Genomic DNA, 15868 nt, shown 5'->3' on the forward strand with positions numbered 1-15868 from the left:
GCTAAAGGCTGGGTGATTCATGGCCCGGTGGCAGGGCGGAGGAGGTAGGCCATGATCGGGGTCGACATGGACCGGTTCGTGGTGGTGGGGCTCGCGGCGCACAGGGCACGCGATCCGCGGTTCGCGGGCACGAAGGCGGCGCACCTGGCCCGGGCGGCGGCCGCGGGCCTGCCGGTCCTTCCGGGGTTCGTCCTCGTGCCCGCCCGGGACGGGGAACCGTCACCGCACGGCGAGGACGAACTCCGGTGCGCCTGGCGCGAGTTGAGCGAAGGCGGCGCCCGGCCGCTCGTCGTACGGTCCTCCTCCGTGCACGAGGACGGCACCGAGTCCTCCCTGGCGGGCCTGTTCGAGACCGTCCTCGACGTGCGTGACTGGGAGGCGTTCACCGACGCCGTGCGGCGGGTGTTCCGCTCGGCGCAGCGCGTCCCCGTACGGCAGTTGAGGGGGAGCCCGCACGAAGCGGGAACGGAAGCGGACGGCGGCGGCGCGGGCGGCGCGTTCCCATGGGGCGAGGGCGGCGCGTCCTCGTGGGACGCGGACGGTGGCGCCGACCGTGACGGCAACGGCATGGCCGTGCTCGTGCAGCCCATGGTGCGCGCCGTCGCGGGCGGCGTGATGTTCGGCGCGGACCCGCTCGCGGGGCGCCACGACCGGATGCTCGTCAGCGCCGTGCCCGGCGGCCCCGACCGCCTGGTCGACGGCAGTGTCCAGGGCCTGCGGTACCAACTCACGCGCCACGCCCGCCTGGTGCGCGCCGAACCCGGTGAGCCGCGCGGCGCCCGCCTGCTCGGCCGCGGGCGGCTGCGCCGCCTGGTGCGCCTGGCGCGCCTCGCGCAGCGGGAGTTCGGCGGCCCGCAGGACATCGAGTTCGGCTTCGACGCCGACGACCGGCTGTGGCTGTTCCAGGCCCGCCCCATCACCGCGATGCCCGCCACCCCGCCGCGCCGTGCCCGCCTGCTCGGGCCCGGGCCGGTGGCCGAGACCTTCCCCGGCGTCCTGCAGCCGCTGGAGGAGGACCTGTGGCTGGCCCCCATGTCGTACGGCCTGACCCTCGCCCTGGACATCACGGGCTCGGCCCCGCGCGGGAAGCTGCGGAGCCTGCCCGTCGTCACCACCGTCGACGGCCGCGCGGCCGCCGACCTGCGCCTTCTCGGCATGGCGCCCGAACGCCGCCCCGCCGGTGCCTTCCTCGCCTTCCTCAACCCGGCCCCGGGCGCCCGGCGCGCCGCCGCGGCCTGGCGGACCGGCCGGCTGCGTGCCGCCCTGCCGATACTCGCCGTCGACCTCATGGCCGACGTGGACCGGTACCTCACCGAACTGCCGCCCCCGGGCGGGATGCTGACGGGGCGTCTGTTCGCCGCCGTCTCCTGGGGGCGTACGGTCCTGGCCGCGCTGCACGCCCAAGAGGCCCTGGCCGGTGCTCTGTTACCGCAGGACTCCGGCGCCACGGCTGTCGGCGAGGCCCTGGCTGTCCTCTCTGAGGCGCGCCCCGCCGAACCCGACGACGCGCGGCTCATCGCCCGCCACCCCGTCCTGCTGTCCCTGCTGCCGCCGTCGCTGGGGCCGCGCGCGCCGCTGCCCGCCCGTGCGCCGTGGGCCGGGGTGGCGCGCGGCGCGGCCGCCCTGCCCGCCCGCGAGGGGCTGCGCCTGCGCGTCCGCTGGGTGCAGGAGATGCAGACCGGCATGGTGCGCGAGATCGCCCGCCGCCTCACGACGGCCGGGCTAGTCGACGACCCGTCCCGCGTCCCCCTGCTGCGCTGGGCCGAGCTGACGGCGGCGAGCGACGGCGCGGGCCTGCCCGCCGACCTGCCCGAGCGGCTGCCCCGGCCGCACCGCCCCGCGCTGCCCGCCGTGTTCCGCCTCGCCGCCGGGCGGCCGGTGCCCGCACCCGGCGGGCGCGGCACGACGGGCGCGGGGCAGGGCGCGGGCGGCGGCTTCGGCTCGGGCACCGCGTGGCACGGCACGGGCGACCGCCCCCGCTGCCCGGTCCTGGTCGTCCGCACCCTCGACCCGGCCCTCGCGTCCCTGCTGCCCGAGCTCGCCGGACTGGTCGCCGAGACCGGCAGCGTCCTCTCCCATCTGGCCGTGCTCGCCCGCGAGTACGACGTACCCACGGCGGTCGCTGTCCCCGACGCGCTCGACCGGTTCCCGGAGGGGACGCGGATGTCCGTGGACGGGGGGACGGGCGCGGTGGACGAGCTGCACGTGACTGTCGTCGCGGAGGCGGCGGAACGCGTCGCGGACGGGGGCGGGTCCGGGGTGGGCGCGGACGCGCTCGGCCCTGCGGCCGGGGGTGTGCCGGATGCGCTCGGCCCTGCGGCCGGGGGTGCGCCGGATGCGCTCGGCCCCGCGGCCAGGGGTGCGCCGGACGCGCTCGGCCCTGCGGCCAGCGGTGCGCCGGACGCGCCGCCCGGCCTCCGCGGTGGCGACGGCCCGCTGCCGCCCGACTGTCCCGACTACCGGGAGGGCATGGCGTCATGAGGTACGTGAGCTATCTCTTCGGCGGCTTCACCGCCGCCGCGGCCGCCACCTACAGCGTGGTCTACCTCACCCGCTGGGAGTGGCAGCGCGCCCTCATCTGCGGGGTGCTGCTCCTGGTCGTCGAGGGCCTGCTCGTCTGCACGGCGCTCCTGGGCCGCCTGGGCCGCCTCGAACGGCAGGTGGCCGAATCGGGACTGCGTACCGAGGAGGTGTGGCGCAGGCTGCGCGAGTCCGGCGCGGAGCAGGGTTCCGTGCGGTTCCGCTGGCTGGAGCCGCGCGGCTCCGACGGCACCCACCGCACGTACGTCTTCGTACCCGTCCTGATGGCCGCGGGAGTGCTGCTGTCCGGCGTCGCGTGGATCGTGCAGAAGATCTCGGCGGCCACCGCCCGGCCCGGAGCCGAGCACAGGCTCGCCGGCCGGCTCACGCGCCTGACCGCGCCGCCGCCGCACGAACTCGGCGCCCGAGTAAAGGAGTTGGAGGACACTCCGGCCGTGCCGCGGCCCCGCACCGCGCGGGCGTTCGTCGTGACCGCCGTGGTCGCGGCGTGCGGACTGCTCCTCGCGCTGCTCGTGGACACGCTGTCCGACGCCACGCAGACCCGCCCGGGAACGGCGCACGGCTCCACCGCGACCACCGTCGTCTACCAGGTCGAGGTGCGCGGCACCGACAACCCGCACGCCCGCGCCCTCGCCGCGCGCGAGCTGTGGGACCGGTGCCGGCGCTCCACCGCCGCCCTCAACGTGCGGGCGCCGCTGGCCCGTTTGGGGACGGACGTCTGGGCCGGAGTGATACGTCCCGCTCTGTCGGACCACGACGTGATGCGGCTCAGCGGATGTCTTGTCGACGCGACAGCGCAGCGCACCCGGGCGAAGGTCCTCGGCGAGAGCCAGGTGCGGCCCGCCCACCGCGAAGGGTGAGGTGCCATGGGGTGTTGGTGAGGCCAAAGTGCCTGGTGAGGCGGCCGGAGCCGGTCGCAGGGACTGCCGGACGCCGGTAGCCTGAAGGGTGTCGGCGTTTCCCCGGCTCCCGGACGCCCCGTCCCCTTGATTCTTGGATCCTTGGTTCCTTGGCTCCTTCCGCGGATCTCTTGGTTCCTTGGTTCCTTCCGCCCAGACCTGGCCTCCGCCCACGCGTACGCCATCAGGTGGTGACCCTTTTTGTTGTCCGCTGCTGCACCCGCCCGTGCCGCCGCCCTCCTTGCCTCTGCGCGCGCCGCGGGCGCCCGGGTGTGGCACAGGCTCAAACCCCGGCACCCGATCACACGCCGGACGCTGAAGGTCGTCGTTCTGTGCGTCCTCAGCTACACGGTCTTCTGGCTCACCTCGGCGCTCGGCGTGCTCGCCGTCTCGGCCTGGGCGGGCGAACACGCCCCCGCCGACGGCGAATTGGCGGGCATCAAGCACTTCCAGCCGGTGGACGACCGGCTGTGGCGCGGCTCCGCGCCCACCGAGGACGGCTACCGCGCCCTCGCGGCGCACGGCATCCACACCGTCGTGGACCTGCGCGCGGAAGACCTGAGCGCCGCGGCGCTGGCGCAGCCGAAGCGCGCCGGACTGCACGTCGTCCGCATGCCGATCCGCGACGGACAGACCCCCGAAGGCCGCCAGATGGACCGCTTCCTGCGCGTCGTCGCGGAAGCGGACGGGCCGGTCTTCGTGCACTGCGGCGCGGGCGTCGGCCGCACCGGGTCGATCACCGCCGCCTATCTGGTCCGCACCGGCCAGGCCACACCCGGCCAGGCGGCGCTGCGCACGGTCGCGGTGGGCCCGCCGTCCCTGGAGCAGATCTACTACGTGCTGAGCGCCGACCGGTACGCCAGCCGCCAGCCGCCGGGCGTCGTCTCCCTGATCAGCCGACTGGCCGACGCGCCCCGCCGGATCAAGGCGTCGCTCTGAGCCACCGGTCGCCGCAGCCGTACGAGCGAGGCGACGTCGGACTCGTCGGCGCGCCGGAAGGACAGCTCACGCACGCCCGGCCTCCGGCTCGAGCAGTTTCCGGCGGAGTGCGGCGACCAACTCGTCGTCGGCGCCGAGGAGATGAGCGGCGTACGCGCGCAGAGAGCCGTACCGCTCGGCCATACCGGCGAGGAACAGCTCCATGACCTCGGCGGGCGCGTGCGGGTAGCCGGGCCAGATCTGCTCGCGGCCCGGGTTGGCGGCGCGCCAGTCCGCGAGGAGGCGGTCGGCGGCGAGTTCGGTGAGGGCGAAGTCCTCGACGATGTCCGCCTCGCCGACGCCGAGCAGGGCGAGCACGAGTGCGGCGAGCAGGCCCCGCTCGGCGAGGTACGGCCCCGTCGCCACGTCCGGGCCCAACGAGGGCTGGTCGTAGGGGCGGTGCTCGATGCTCAGGTTGTGATAGGTGAACGACGGGTGCCCGGGGACCCGGCCCTTCGCCTCGATCTCCCACGGGTAGCGCAGATCGACGACGGTGCGGACCCCCAGGGCGAGGAAGCTGTCCCAGTCGGCGCCAGGGCCGCGCGCCGCGATGAACATCACCGCCTGCCTAGGGGTGCGATTCGCGCCGAGGGAACCCGCCCCGGCTCCCGGCTACCGTCCGCCGACCCGGACGGGCTTCGCCACCCGCGGGACCTGCTCCAGAGAAACACCGAAGTACGTCTCGTACGCCGTCAGGACCTCGGCGTCCGTGGCGAGTCCGGTGACCTCGCGCTCGTCGCCGGTGGTGACGGTGAGCTTGTCGCCGCTCAGCGTGACCCGGCCCGTCTCGGTGACCAGGGTGCACACCAGTGACTGGGTGAAGTGCGACTTCGGTGACGTGCGGTGGTACCACGCGCCGGCGGTGAAGTCCTCCAGCGCGCGTGGGCGTTGGTCGATCACGTACTGCGGCTTGCCGTCCTTGAGGACGTCCAGGTCGCCGCCGGGCGCCTCCGCGATGCGGAACGTGCCGCCGGGGTCCTTCTGCTCGCCGCGCTCGGCCAGGTCGAGCGGCAGGTGGCTGTGCGTGCCGAAGCCGATGTCGGCCAGCCAGTCACCGCCGTCCTCGGTCCGCACCCGCAGCGCCAGGTGGTCGTACGGAATGCCCGGCCGGCCGTCGTCGCCGTACACCCGGGCCTGCAACAGCGTCACCTCGAAGCCGAGCGCGGCGAGCAGCGCCGCGAAGGCGCCGTTGAGTTCGTAGCAGAACCCGCCGCGCCGCCGGTCGACGATCTTCGCGAGCAGGTCCCGCTCGGTGAGGTCGACCTCCTCGCCGAGGTGGATGGCGAGGTTCTCGAAGGGAACGCTGCGCAGATGCGCGAGGTGCAGCTCGCGCAGGGCCGATGCCGTGGGGGCGGCGGGGCGCTCGACGCCGATGCGCCGCAGATAGGCGGCTGTCCGTGCGGTATCCATGGGGCAAGTCTCGCCGCCCGTGCCGGGCGGGGCCAGCGACCACGGACGGGGCGGCGCCCGGTCCCCGGTCCTAGGACTTCAAGGGGGCAGCGTGGGGGCCGGGATATGTATAGTCGCGGTACGCCGCGCGGCACCCGCAGTCCGCGCGAGCCCGACAAAGGAGGTGAGCCCGTTGCGTACGACTCCGTCTCGTACGACCGCAGCCGACCGCACCGTCCGGGCCCTCCTGGCCGCCGCCCGCGTCTGAAACACGCGGCAGTTCGCACAGGAGCGCACCGCTCGGCCCGCTCGGCCCCACTTCTTCGAGCTCTTTTCCGAGCTCGATTTCCCGAGCACCGAAGCACCGCAGAGCACTCCGGCACTCCAGCACTCCTGAGCGAAGGAACCATGACCCTCAAGCCTTTCCGCATCGCCGTCTCCGACGACGTCCTCGGCGACCTGCGCGCACGACTGACCCGCACCCGTTTCACCACCGCGTCCGACACCGCGCACTGGGCGGCCGGTACCGACCCGGCCCACCTGCGTGACCTCGTCGCGTACTGGGCCGACGGCTTCGACTGGCGCGCCGCCGAAGCCGCGCTCAACGAACTCCCGCACCACGTGGCCGAAGTGGCGGGAAGCAACGTGCACTTCGTGCGTCTGCGGGGCCGCCGCCCCGAGGGCGCGCCCGCGCCGCTGCCGCTGGTCCTCACCCACGGCTGGCCCAGCAGCTTCGTGGAGATGCTGCGTGCGGCCCGCCGCCTGGCCGACCCGGCCGCGTACGGCGGCGACCCCGCCGACGCCTTCGACGTGGTCGTGCCGTCCCTGCCCGGATTCCTCTACTCCGGCCTGCCGCGCGGCCCGTTCACGCGCCGCGGCGTCGCCGAGACCTGGCACTCCCTCATGACGGAGACGCTGGGCTACGAGCGCTACGGGGCGTTCGGCGGTGACATCGGCGGCGGTGTCACGCAGTGGCTCGGCGCGCTGTACCCCGACCGGGTCGCCGGCGTGCACATCACCTCCGCCGTGGTGAGCGCCGACTTCGAGAAGGAGCCGCCGACGCCCGCCGAGCAGACGTACCTGGACGCGCTGGCCGCGTACGACATCGGGGACCAGGGCTACAGCGAGATCATGTGCACCCGCCCCGACACGATCGCCGCGGCCTTGATGGACTCGCCCGCCGGGCTGCTCGCGTGGATCGTCGACAAGTACCGCGACTGGAGCGACTGCGACGGCGATGTCGCCCGGCGCTGGGACCGGGACACCCTGCTGACCGTCGCCACGCTCTACTGGGTCACCGGCAGCATCGGCTCGTCCTTCCGGCAGTACTACGACTACCACCTCAACAAGCCGGTGCCGCCGATCACGGTCCCCGCCGCCGTCACCCTCAGCCACGAGCCGGCGTACGCCGACTACCCCAAGAGCCTCGCCGAGCGCGTCTTCTCCGACCTGCGCCACTGGCGCACCCCGCGCCGCGGCGGCCACTTCATGGCCCACGAGGAACCGGACCAGGTGGCCGCCGAACTGCGGGCGTTCTTCGGGCCGCTGCGCCACGGGGGCGGCGAGGGCTGACCCGGCGGTCGATATAGGCTGTACGTTCTGTTTCTTTCTGCTTCCTCGCAGCTTGTGACCCCACTCCGGAGAGTAATCAGTGACCGTAGCCATCGTCGCGCCCGAAGCCGCCGAACCGGCCGACACACGGGCAGTGGACCCGGCCGACACCCGGGAACTCGTGGAGCGCGACGCCCGCGACTTCGGGGCCTACGCGCGCACCGGCGCCTGGACCTTCGGCCTGAAGGTGGCCCGCAGCGTGCGGCCCGGCGGGCAGGCCGCCGACGAGACGCCGAAGCTCTCGGCGAAGGAGTTCGCCGAGCTGGCCGGCTGCTCCGCCGAGCGCGTCATGCGCTACTACAAGGCCTGGGACAAGGCCGCCGACGACGGGCTCGTGCCGCACTTCGAGGCGCTCGCGCCCGGCCAGGACGTCGAACTCCCCGACGCCGACGTGTGGTTGACGTACTACGTGCCGCGCTCCAGCGCCACCTCCGCGCGCGGCACCGCGATCACCGCCGCCGCCGAGGCGGAGGGCATCCGCCCCACCAAGGCCCTGGAGGTCGCCGAGAACCCCACCGCTCTGCGCGCCGCGATCCTCGCCGACCCCTCCACCGCCCAGGCCGCCCGGCACGCGCTGCTCGACCGCCTCAAGGAGGACCCGGCCCTGCAGACCGAGCTGGCCCGCGACATCGCCCGCACCGACGACCTGAAGAAGGCCGTGGCGGGCGAGGCCAGGGCCGCGGACCGCATCGAGTACGTCCGCAAGGTCGCCGAGGAGGGCCAGATCCGCACGCCCGCCGGGCAGACCCTCGACGCCCCCGCCGAACTGCGCGCCGAGGCCGAGCGGCACCTGTCCCTGCTCGACGAGCTGGACGACTCCGAAGAGGCCGGCGAGTGGGCCACGGAGGCGTACGACACGGTGAAGTCCCTCGTCGCCGAGACCGTCGAGGCCGACCCCGAACTCCGCGTCCAGGAGCGGCGCACGAAGTTCTACAGCAGCCTGCAGAAGGCCACCAAGGTCTTCGAGGAGCTGACCCTCGACGACGCCGTCGACTTCGACGCGATCTACGAGGACGACATGGTCCAGCGCCTGGAGGAGCTCCAGCAGGCCATCAACACCTGCATCACCGCGCTGCGCAAGGCCTCCGAGACGCGCTGACCGCCCCGCCCCGACCGGACGGGTATACGCAAAGGATCTTGCCGAGGGTGTCATCAGAACGCCGGACGTGCGCCTCTCCTGAGTGAACGGTCGAGCCCCTTGCATCGGGCGGCCGCACACTGATGGGAGGTTGAGGGTGGGGTTTGTCGGCATCCTGGTGCTGGTGATTCTGCTGGTGGCACCGAGCCTGAAGCAGTTGACGGACAGCGTCGCGTTCCGGATCCGGGCACAAGGCCGGGCGGAGGTCATCCGTGCCCAGCACGGCGCCAGGGCTCCCGGGGCGCGCGGCGGCCGTACGCGGCGCAAGGGGCGGAAGGGGCGGAAAGGTGGCAAGGGCGCGGTGAAGACGGATGCCTGAGCCGCGCACGGTGACCGCCGGGGACCTGGAGACGCTGTTCGCCGAATGTCGTGGCGAGATGACGGGGAAGGCGCGCGCCCTGCTGGCCGCCGCGGACGTTCCCGAGTGCGTGGCCGACGCCGACGACGTCGTCAGCACGGCCTTCGCCAAGGCCCTGCGCGATCCCGCCGCGCTGCACGACGCCCGGGCCTGGCTGTACCAGGTGATCCGTACCGATGTGGCGTACCTGGCTCGCCGGCGAGCCGAGCGGGGCCGGTTGGAGGAGCGGCGGGCGGCCGACCCGCTGCGGGTGGATCCGCCGGTGGTCGCCGACTTCAGCGGGTTGGTGGCCAACCGCGCGGTCGTGCACAAGGCCGTGCTCGAGCTCTCCGCGCAGCAGCGCGTCGCGGTGTGGGCCACGCACGCCATGGACTACACGCGCAGCGAGGTCGCCGTCCTCATGGGCAAGCACCCCGGTACCGTGGCCCGGCACAGTTCACGAGCCCTGCTCCTGCTGCGTGCCAGCATCGCCACCGCGGTCGTGGGTGTCCTGACGGCCCTGGGCCTCGGGGTCGGAGCCCGACACCAGGTGACGCCCGCCGACGACGCGGGCGAGGATCCGACGGCGCCGGCGCCGCTGTGGGGGATACAGCTGGGCGTCCTCATCTGGGCGGGCATCGCCGTCCTGGCCGCCTGGACGCTGTGGTTGCAGCGCGGACGGATCCGGCTCGTGCTCCTGCTCCTGCCCCAGCTCCTGCTCCGGCTTCCGCTGACGGGGAAGGGCCGCAGGCCCCGCGGCTGCCACGCACGGCGAGGAGGCCGCGTACGGACCGTGCGCAACAGACGCGGCCGCGCACAGACCGCTCTCGGCACGGGAGTTCCCGGCACGGACCGCGGCGCCCAGCTCTCTCCGCCGCCGTCCGCCCCCTCCCATCCGGATCCCCCCGAGTTCACCGAGCAGAACCCCGTCGCACTCCGCGCGGCGTGGCTTCGCGCCGTCGAACAAGTGGGCCCGGTGCCGGAACCGACCCGGATCGAGGCCTTGCCCGGGCACCTCGTCGTCGGGCTGACGGACAGGGGCGCCTGGGAGCAGTTCGAGCCCAGCGTCCGCTTGCTCACCCGCGCGCTCGAGCACGAGTTGGGCCGGCCGATCTCCCTCATCGCCACCTTTGACCGGAAGACGCCGGTCACCACTGGCCGATGGCCGGCGCGTCGGGTTCGTGCCGCCGCCACATCCCGGTGAGGCGGGTGAGCCGTTCCGTGGCGGCGAAGCCGTGCAGCGCCGCCACCTTGCCGTCGCTGATCTCGAACGCCGTCGCACCCACGACCCGGCCCTCGAGCACGACGAGCACGGCGGGCCAGCCGTTGACCTGCCCGATGTGGATCGTGGGCGAGCCGCCGACCAGGCGCCGCTTCGCGGGACTGGGCTTGAAGGCGGTCCGCATCATGGAGGCGACGCGCTCGGGCGTCTCGTAGCGCCACAGCGTCCTGGAGAGGCCCGCGCCGTCCGAGACCGCGGTCGCGTCGTCGGTGAGGAGCGCCACCAGACGTTCGGTACGACCCGAGGACGCGGCGGCGAGGAACTCCTCCAGGACCTTGCGCGCTGACGCCGGGTCGACTTCACCGCCGCCGCGGCGCGCGGCCGCGACCCGGCGCCGGGCCCGGTGGGCGTGCTGCTGGCTCGCGGACTCCGAGATGTCGAGGATCCCGGCGATCTCGGAGTGGGGGTAGGAGAACGCCTCGCGCAGGACGTAGACGGCCCGTTCGACCGGTGAGAGCCGCTCCATCAGGGTCAGGACGGCGAGCGACACCGATTCGCGCTGCTCGAAGGTGTCGGCCGGGCCGAGCATCGGGTCGCCGTCGAGAAGCGGCTCGGGCATCCACGCGCCGGCCGCGCGTTCGCGGCGTACCGGTGCCGAGCGGAGCCGGTCCAGGCACAGGTGGGTGACGACCTTGGTCAGCCACGCCTCCGGCACCTCGATCCGCTCCCGGTCGGCGGCGTGCCAGCGCAGATACGCGTCCTGCACGATGTCCTCGGCGTCGGCCGCCGAGCCGAGCAGACGGTACGCGAGCGAGGCCAGCCGTGCCCGGCCGGCCTCGAAGCGATCAGCGACGGTGGTCTCCATGCGGACGACCTTATGCGGCAGCGTTCTCGGGCGCGGTGGCAACGGCTGCGTTGCCGACGGCCGTTGTGGTGGCGGTCAGGCGGCGCTTGCGCTTCGGCATGCCGAAGGTCGGGTGCGAGACGCCCCACAGGCTGCCCCTGAGGACGCCCGCCTTCAACCGCGCGGCCTTCCGGCCGCCCACGAACCAGGACTTCGCCCGTACGTCGCCATCGACCATCTGAAAGATCGCGTCGTACCGCCCGAGGCTGATGTGGTTGCCGATGTAGGTCTTCTTGACGCTCGGAACCCGGCGTCCGGTCAGCCGTCCCACGATCGCGTCCGTCGCCTGCATGTTGGTGTGTCCTGCCGAGGCGCAGGACATCGGCAGCGGCCGGCCGTTCACGCCGATCGCGTACGCGCTGTCGCCCGCGGCGTAGACGTCCGGGTGCGAGACCGAGCGCATGGTGTCGTCGACGACGATCCGGCCGTCCTCGGTGACTTCGAGACCGGCGGCGGCCGCGATGGGGGCGACGGCGAACCCGGCCGTCCACACGGTCGCGTCGGCCGGGAAGGAGGTGCCGTCCGCAGCGACCGCGTACGTCGCCCCGACGGCTTCGACGCCGGTGTGCTCGTGGACGGTGATGCCCAACCGGTCGAAGGCCTCCCGCAGGTGGAGCCGGGCCGCCGGAGAGAGCCAGGCTCCCAGCTCACCACGGGCGGCGAGCGCCACGGAGAGACCGGGATGCGACTCGGCGATCTCGGCGGCGGTCTCGATGCCGGTCAGGCCCTCGCCGACGACCAGCACGGTGCCGGCTCGGCCCAGACTGTCCAGGCGTGCGCGAAGCCGCAGCGCCGACGGCCGTCCCGCGACGTCGAAGGCGTGCTCGGCCACACCGGGGACACCGTGGTCGGCGGCCCGGCTGCCGAGCGTGTACAGCAGCGTGTCGTACGCGAGCTCGCCGTCACCGTCCTCGCCGGTCACGGCGACGGTCCTGCGCTCCGGGTCCACCGCGGTGACGCGCGCCACGCGCAGCTGTACCCCGGTGCCCGCGAACAGGTCGGCGAGCCGCAAGGCCGCAAGGTCCCGGCCGGCCGCGAGCTGGTGGTTGCGCATCCGCTCGACGAAGACCGGCTCGGCGTTGACGACGGTGATCTCGGTGTCGGCGGGCGAGAGGCGACGGGCGAGGCTCCCGGCGGCGAAGGCCCCGGCGTAACCGGCGCCGAGGACGAGGATGCGGTGCTTCATGGTGTGGCTCCCTGTCTGAATCGCTTGCCCCTTGAGCGGGACAGCGCGGCGATTCCTGACAGGAGCCGGATGTGATGTGGGTCACCTCATCGGTATTCGGGGGAACCGGCGTGTCCGGGTGTGGGGCGGCGCGTTGATCTTGGCGGGCGCCCCCGGCGTGCTCCCGCGACCGCGCGACGTCGTGGGGTGGCCGGCCCGGGCGCCTTCAAGATGAGTCGATCTCAAGGAGAACGAAGCATGTCTGCAATGAAAAAGATGACGGCGGTTGCGCTGGGCACCGCTGCCCTCGTGATGGGCGCGGCAGGCCTCGCGTCCGCCGACGCCGGCTCCAGCGGCGCGGCCCAGAACTCGCCGGGCGTGATCTCGGGCAACACGATCCAGATCCCGATCCACCTGCCGGTCAACCTGTGCGGCAACTCCATCGACATCATCGGCCTGCTCAACCCGGCCTTCGGCAACACCTGCGTCAACGACTGACCAGACGCATCGCACCGTAAGAGCCCGCAAGCCCGACACGGTGTGAGCGAGCGCGCCGTGGCCCTTCCCTTCCCGCGGCGCGCTCACCTCGGCGACAGAGGTGTCGAGGAGGGAATGGAACGCCGTACCGCGCGGCTTGAAGATCAATGAGCGAGTCCCGGGCCGCCGCACCGCGGTCCCCGGGACCCGGCCTGCCACTGGACTTCCGGACCTCATTGAGGAGCCCCGCATGACTTCCGCCCACTCCGCCGCCGAGCGCGTCCGCGTCACCGCCGACCCCGACTGGTACGACGGCGTCGGCATCTCGCTCGGCGTCCGGGTCGGGAACCTCGTGTTCACCTCCGGCCAGGCCCCCATCGACGGGACGGGCGCCACGGTGGGCGCCGGTGACTTCGAGGCGCAGGCCCGCCAGGCGCTCGCCAACCTGTCGACGGTTCTCACCAACGCGGGCTCCGGCCTCACCGAGGTGGTCAAGGCGACGGTGTACGTCACCGACATCGCGCAGCAGGACGTCTTCGGCAAGCTGCGCGCCGAGTACTTCACGGGTACGCCGCCGCTGGCCGAGTCCTTCGTCGAGGTGTCGGCGCTCGCCAAGCCGGAGTGGATGATCGAGATCGAGGCGATCGGGGCCGTCCGGTAGGAACTCGGGGGGCGTCCGGTCGGAATCGGGGCCGTCCGGTAGGAGTTCGGAGGCGTCCGCTCGGAGCTGCCGTGTCCGGTGGTCTGTGAAACGATCAACCGCATGGTGTCTGTGAGCGATCTCCTGCCCGTCGAGGCGATCCGGCTCGACGTGGCGGCCGAGGACTGGCGTGCCGCGATCGGCGCCGCGGGCGAGCTGCTCGTGGCGACGGGCAGCAGCACGGACGCGTACACGGCGGAGATGATCCGGACCGTGGTGGACAGCGGGCCGTACATCGTCGTCGCCCCCGGTTTCGCGTTCGCGCACGCGCGGCCCTCGCCCGCGGTGCTGCGGACGGGCATGTCCTGGGTGCGGCTCGCGCCGCCGGTCGCGTTCGGGCACGAGACGAACGACCCGGTGGACCTGGTCGTGGCGCTCGCCGCCACGGACGCGTCCGCGCACACCGAGGCGATGGCCTCGCTGGCCCGGCTGCTCGCCGACCCGGAGACGGGGCGGGCGCTGCGCGAGGCGTCGACGCCCGCCGCGGTGCACGCGCTGCTGGCGGGGGAGCGGCCTGCGGGCGCCCGGCGTACGGGCGCCGCCGGGGCGGCCAGGGAGTCGGCTCCCGCGGCCGGTCCCGCCGTGCACAAGATCCTGACCGTGTGCGGCAACGGCCTCGGCACCAGCCTGTTCCTCAAGAACACCCTGGAGCAGGTCCTCGACCGCTGGGGCTGGGGCCGGTACGTGACCGTCGAGGCCACGGACACCATCTCCGCCAAGGGCAAGGCCTCCGAGGCCGTCGCCATCCTCACGTCCCGGGAGATCGCCAAGACCCTCGGTGACGTCGGCGTCCCCGTGAAGGTCGTCGACGACTTCACCTCCACCACCGAGGCCGATCGCGTCCTGCGGGACACGTACGACGTATAGAAAGAGGGGGCAGAGCCGTGGACTGGCTGGTATCCGTAGCGAAGTTCCTGGTCAACGAAATCCTCAGCCAGCCCGCGTATTTGATCGGGCTCATCACGGCCGCGGGCCTGATCGCGCTGCGCAAGTCGGCGGGCCAGATCGTGGGCGGCGCGATCAAGGCGACGCTCGGGTTCCTGCTCATCGGCGCGGGCGCCGGCCTCGTCGTGGCCGCGCTCGCCCCGCTCGGCGAGATGATCCAGGGCTCGACGGGCGCGCACGGCGTGATCCCGACGAACGAGGCCATCGTCGGCATCGCCCAGGCCGAGTACGGCTCACGGGTGGCCTGGCTGATGATCCTCGGCTTCGCCGTGAGCCTGGTCCTGGCCCGCTGCACGCCGCTGCGCTACGTCTTCCTGACCGGCCATCACATGCTGTTCATGGCCACGCTCCTGACGATGGTGCTCGCGACGGCCGGGCAGCGCTCGTGGGTCGTGGTCGTCGTCGGCGGTGTCCTGCTCGGCATCATGCTGGTCGCGATGCCCGCGTTCGCGCACCCCTGGACCAAGCGCGTCACCGGCAACAACACCGTCGCGATCGGCCACTTCGGCACGGCGGGGTACGTCGTCGCCGGCGCGACCGGGCAGGTCGTGGGCCGGCGCAGCCGCTCCACGGAGGACATGAAGCTCCCCGAAGGCCTGCGCTTCCTGCGCGACTCGATGGTGGCCACGGCCGTGTCCATGGTCCTCATCTACCTGATCATGTCGCTCGTGTTCCTCGCCAAGGTCGGCAAGGAGAGCGCCTTCAAGGCGTTCGCCACCGACGGCGGTCCGGCGGCGCCCGACGTCGGCGCGTACGTCATGCAATCGGTCATGCAGGGACTGCAGTTCGGCATCGCGGTCGCGGTGATCCTCTTCGGCGTACGTACGATCCTGGGCGAGCTGGTGCCCGCGTTCCAGGGCATCGCGAACCGCGTCGTGCCCGGCGCGGTGCCGTCGCTGGACGCGCCGATCGTGTTCCCGTACGCGCAGAACGCGGTCCTCATCGGCTTCATCTCCAGCTTCATCGGCGGCCTGGTCAGCCTCGGCCTGCTCGCCTGGATCTTCGAGCCCGCCTTCGGCCTCGCCCTCGTCCTGCCCGGCCTGGTGCCGCACTTCTTCACGGGCGGCGCCGCGGGGGTCTACGGCAACGCGACGGGCGGCCGGCGCGGCGCCGTCGTCGGCGCGTTCCTCAACGGCGTCCTCATCACCTTCCTGCCCGCCCTCCTCCTGAAGGTGCTTGGCGCCTTCGGCAAGGAGAACACGACGTTCGGCGACGCGGACTTCGGCTGGTTCGGCGCCCTCGTCGGCAACGCCGCGAAGGCGGGCGCGGTGGGCGGCGCCGTCCTCATGCTGCTCATCGGAGCCGTGATCCTGGCCGCCGCGATCGTCGTACAGAAGCGGGTCGTGGAAACGGGCTGGGACCCGGGCGCCCACCGCGATGCCCTCCTGCCGCGCGAGGAGGGGGCGGCCGCCGCCGAGCCCGACTCCGGCGCAGGGGCCTCCGCGCCGCCGTCGGGTACGTACGCGAAGATCGCCCCGCCGCCGGGTGCCCCGGCGCCTCCGCCGCCGCCCGGGGAGAAGGGCTGACGCTGGGGGCGTTGGCAGGGCCCAGCCGAAGGTTCG

General features: G+C 73.2%; 15 protein-coding genes. 11 read left to right on the forward strand and 4 right to left on the reverse strand.

What is annotated here, in order from left to right:
* Positions 1–51: 51 nt before the first annotated feature.
* The 3 genes from AC0KTA_RS34385 to AC0KTA_RS34395 all read left to right on the forward strand — a co-directional run bounded on the left by AC0KTA_RS34385 (position 52) and on the right by AC0KTA_RS34395 (position 4379).
* Entirely contained in the window at positions 52–2481 is a 2430-nt protein-coding gene (locus AC0KTA_RS34385) for a PEP/pyruvate-binding domain-containing protein (protein ID WP_481052095.1), read from the forward strand.
* A complete protein-coding gene (locus tag AC0KTA_RS34390; protein ID WP_481052096.1) occupies positions 2478–3401 on the forward strand; it encodes a hypothetical protein in 924 nt (307 codons plus the stop codon). Before AC0KTA_RS34385 ends, AC0KTA_RS34390 begins: the two co-directional genes overlap by 4 nt.
* Positions 3402–3644: 243 nt before the next feature.
* Positions 3645–4379, forward strand: a complete 735-nt coding sequence (locus AC0KTA_RS34395) for a phosphatase domain-containing putative toxin (RefSeq protein ID WP_481052097.1) — start codon at positions 3645–3647, stop codon at positions 4377–4379.
* 66 nt (positions 4380–4445) lie between these two features.
* On the opposite strand, the gene AC0KTA_RS34400 is transcribed toward AC0KTA_RS34395, so the two are convergent.
* Together AC0KTA_RS34400 and AC0KTA_RS34405 are read right to left on the reverse strand one after the other, a co-directional pair.
* On the reverse strand, positions 4446–4976 hold the full coding sequence (locus AC0KTA_RS34400) for a tyrosine-protein phosphatase (protein WP_481052098.1): 531 nt from the start codon (positions 4974–4976) through the stop codon (positions 4446–4448).
* Between the two features lie 54 nt (positions 4977–5030).
* Positions 5031–5828 carry an arylamine N-acetyltransferase family protein gene (locus AC0KTA_RS34405; RefSeq protein WP_481052099.1) on the reverse strand — a complete coding sequence of 266 codons (798 nt, stop codon included), beginning with the start codon at positions 5826–5828 and terminating at the stop codon, positions 5031–5033.
* A 387-nt stretch (positions 5829–6215) separates the two neighbouring features.
* Here AC0KTA_RS34405 and AC0KTA_RS34410 point away from each other — a divergent pair, with 387 nt between their 5' ends.
* The 4 genes from AC0KTA_RS34410 (at position 6216) to AC0KTA_RS34425 (ending at position 10097) form a co-directional block, all read left to right on the forward strand.
* Positions 6216–7379 (forward strand): epoxide hydrolase family protein, encoded by a 1164-nt coding sequence (locus AC0KTA_RS34410; RefSeq protein ID WP_481052100.1) that lies wholly within the window; start codon positions 6216–6218, stop codon positions 7377–7379.
* A 79-nt stretch (positions 7380–7458) separates the two neighbouring features.
* Positions 7459–8517, forward strand: coding sequence for a hypothetical protein (locus AC0KTA_RS34415; RefSeq protein WP_481052101.1), 1059 nt, complete (start codon positions 7459–7461; stop codon positions 8515–8517).
* Between the two features lie 136 nt (positions 8518–8653).
* Positions 8654–8875, forward strand: a complete 222-nt coding sequence (locus AC0KTA_RS34420; RefSeq protein ID WP_481052102.1) for a hypothetical protein — start codon at positions 8654–8656, stop codon at positions 8873–8875.
* A complete protein-coding gene (locus AC0KTA_RS34425) occupies positions 8868–10097 on the forward strand; it encodes an RNA polymerase sigma factor (protein WP_481052103.1) in 1230 nt (409 codons plus the stop codon). Before AC0KTA_RS34420 ends, AC0KTA_RS34425 begins: the two co-directional genes overlap by 8 nt.
* Here the strand turns inward: AC0KTA_RS34425 and AC0KTA_RS34430 are convergent.
* Both AC0KTA_RS34430 and AC0KTA_RS34435 read right to left on the reverse strand, forming a co-directional pair.
* Positions 10042–10980: a sigma-70 family RNA polymerase sigma factor gene (locus AC0KTA_RS34430; protein ID WP_481052104.1), complete on the reverse strand. Its 939-nt coding sequence runs from the start codon at positions 10978–10980 to the stop codon at positions 10042–10044. The two genes, AC0KTA_RS34425 and AC0KTA_RS34430, sit on opposite strands and share 56 nt — an antisense overlap.
* Positions 10981–10990: 10 nt before the next feature.
* Complete coding sequence (locus AC0KTA_RS34435; RefSeq protein ID WP_481052105.1) at positions 10991–12205, reverse strand: NAD(P)/FAD-dependent oxidoreductase; 1215 nt, start codon at positions 12203–12205, stop codon at positions 10991–10993.
* A 237-nt stretch (positions 12206–12442) separates the two neighbouring features.
* Between AC0KTA_RS34435 and AC0KTA_RS34440 the strand changes: the two genes are divergently transcribed.
* From AC0KTA_RS34440 to AC0KTA_RS34455, 4 genes are all read left to right on the forward strand, one after another.
* Positions 12443–12682, forward strand: a complete 240-nt coding sequence (locus AC0KTA_RS34440) for a chaplin (RefSeq protein ID WP_481052106.1) — start codon at positions 12443–12445, stop codon at positions 12680–12682.
* 229 nt (positions 12683–12911) lie between these two features.
* Positions 12912–13322: a RidA family protein gene (locus tag AC0KTA_RS34445; protein ID WP_481052107.1), complete on the forward strand. Its 411-nt coding sequence runs from the start codon at positions 12912–12914 to the stop codon at positions 13320–13322.
* 102 nt (positions 13323–13424) lie between these two features.
* On the forward strand, positions 13425–14228 hold the full coding sequence (locus tag AC0KTA_RS34450) for a PTS sugar transporter subunit IIAB (RefSeq protein ID WP_481052108.1): 804 nt from the start codon (positions 13425–13427) through the stop codon (positions 14226–14228).
* Positions 14229–14245: 17 nt separating this feature from the next.
* Positions 14246–15832 (forward strand): PTS ascorbate transporter subunit IIC, encoded by a 1587-nt coding sequence (locus AC0KTA_RS34455; protein WP_481052109.1) that lies wholly within the window; start codon positions 14246–14248, stop codon positions 15830–15832.
* Positions 15833–15868: the final 36 nt, after the last annotated feature.

The organism is Streptomyces sp. Y309 (assembly GCF_056712025.1).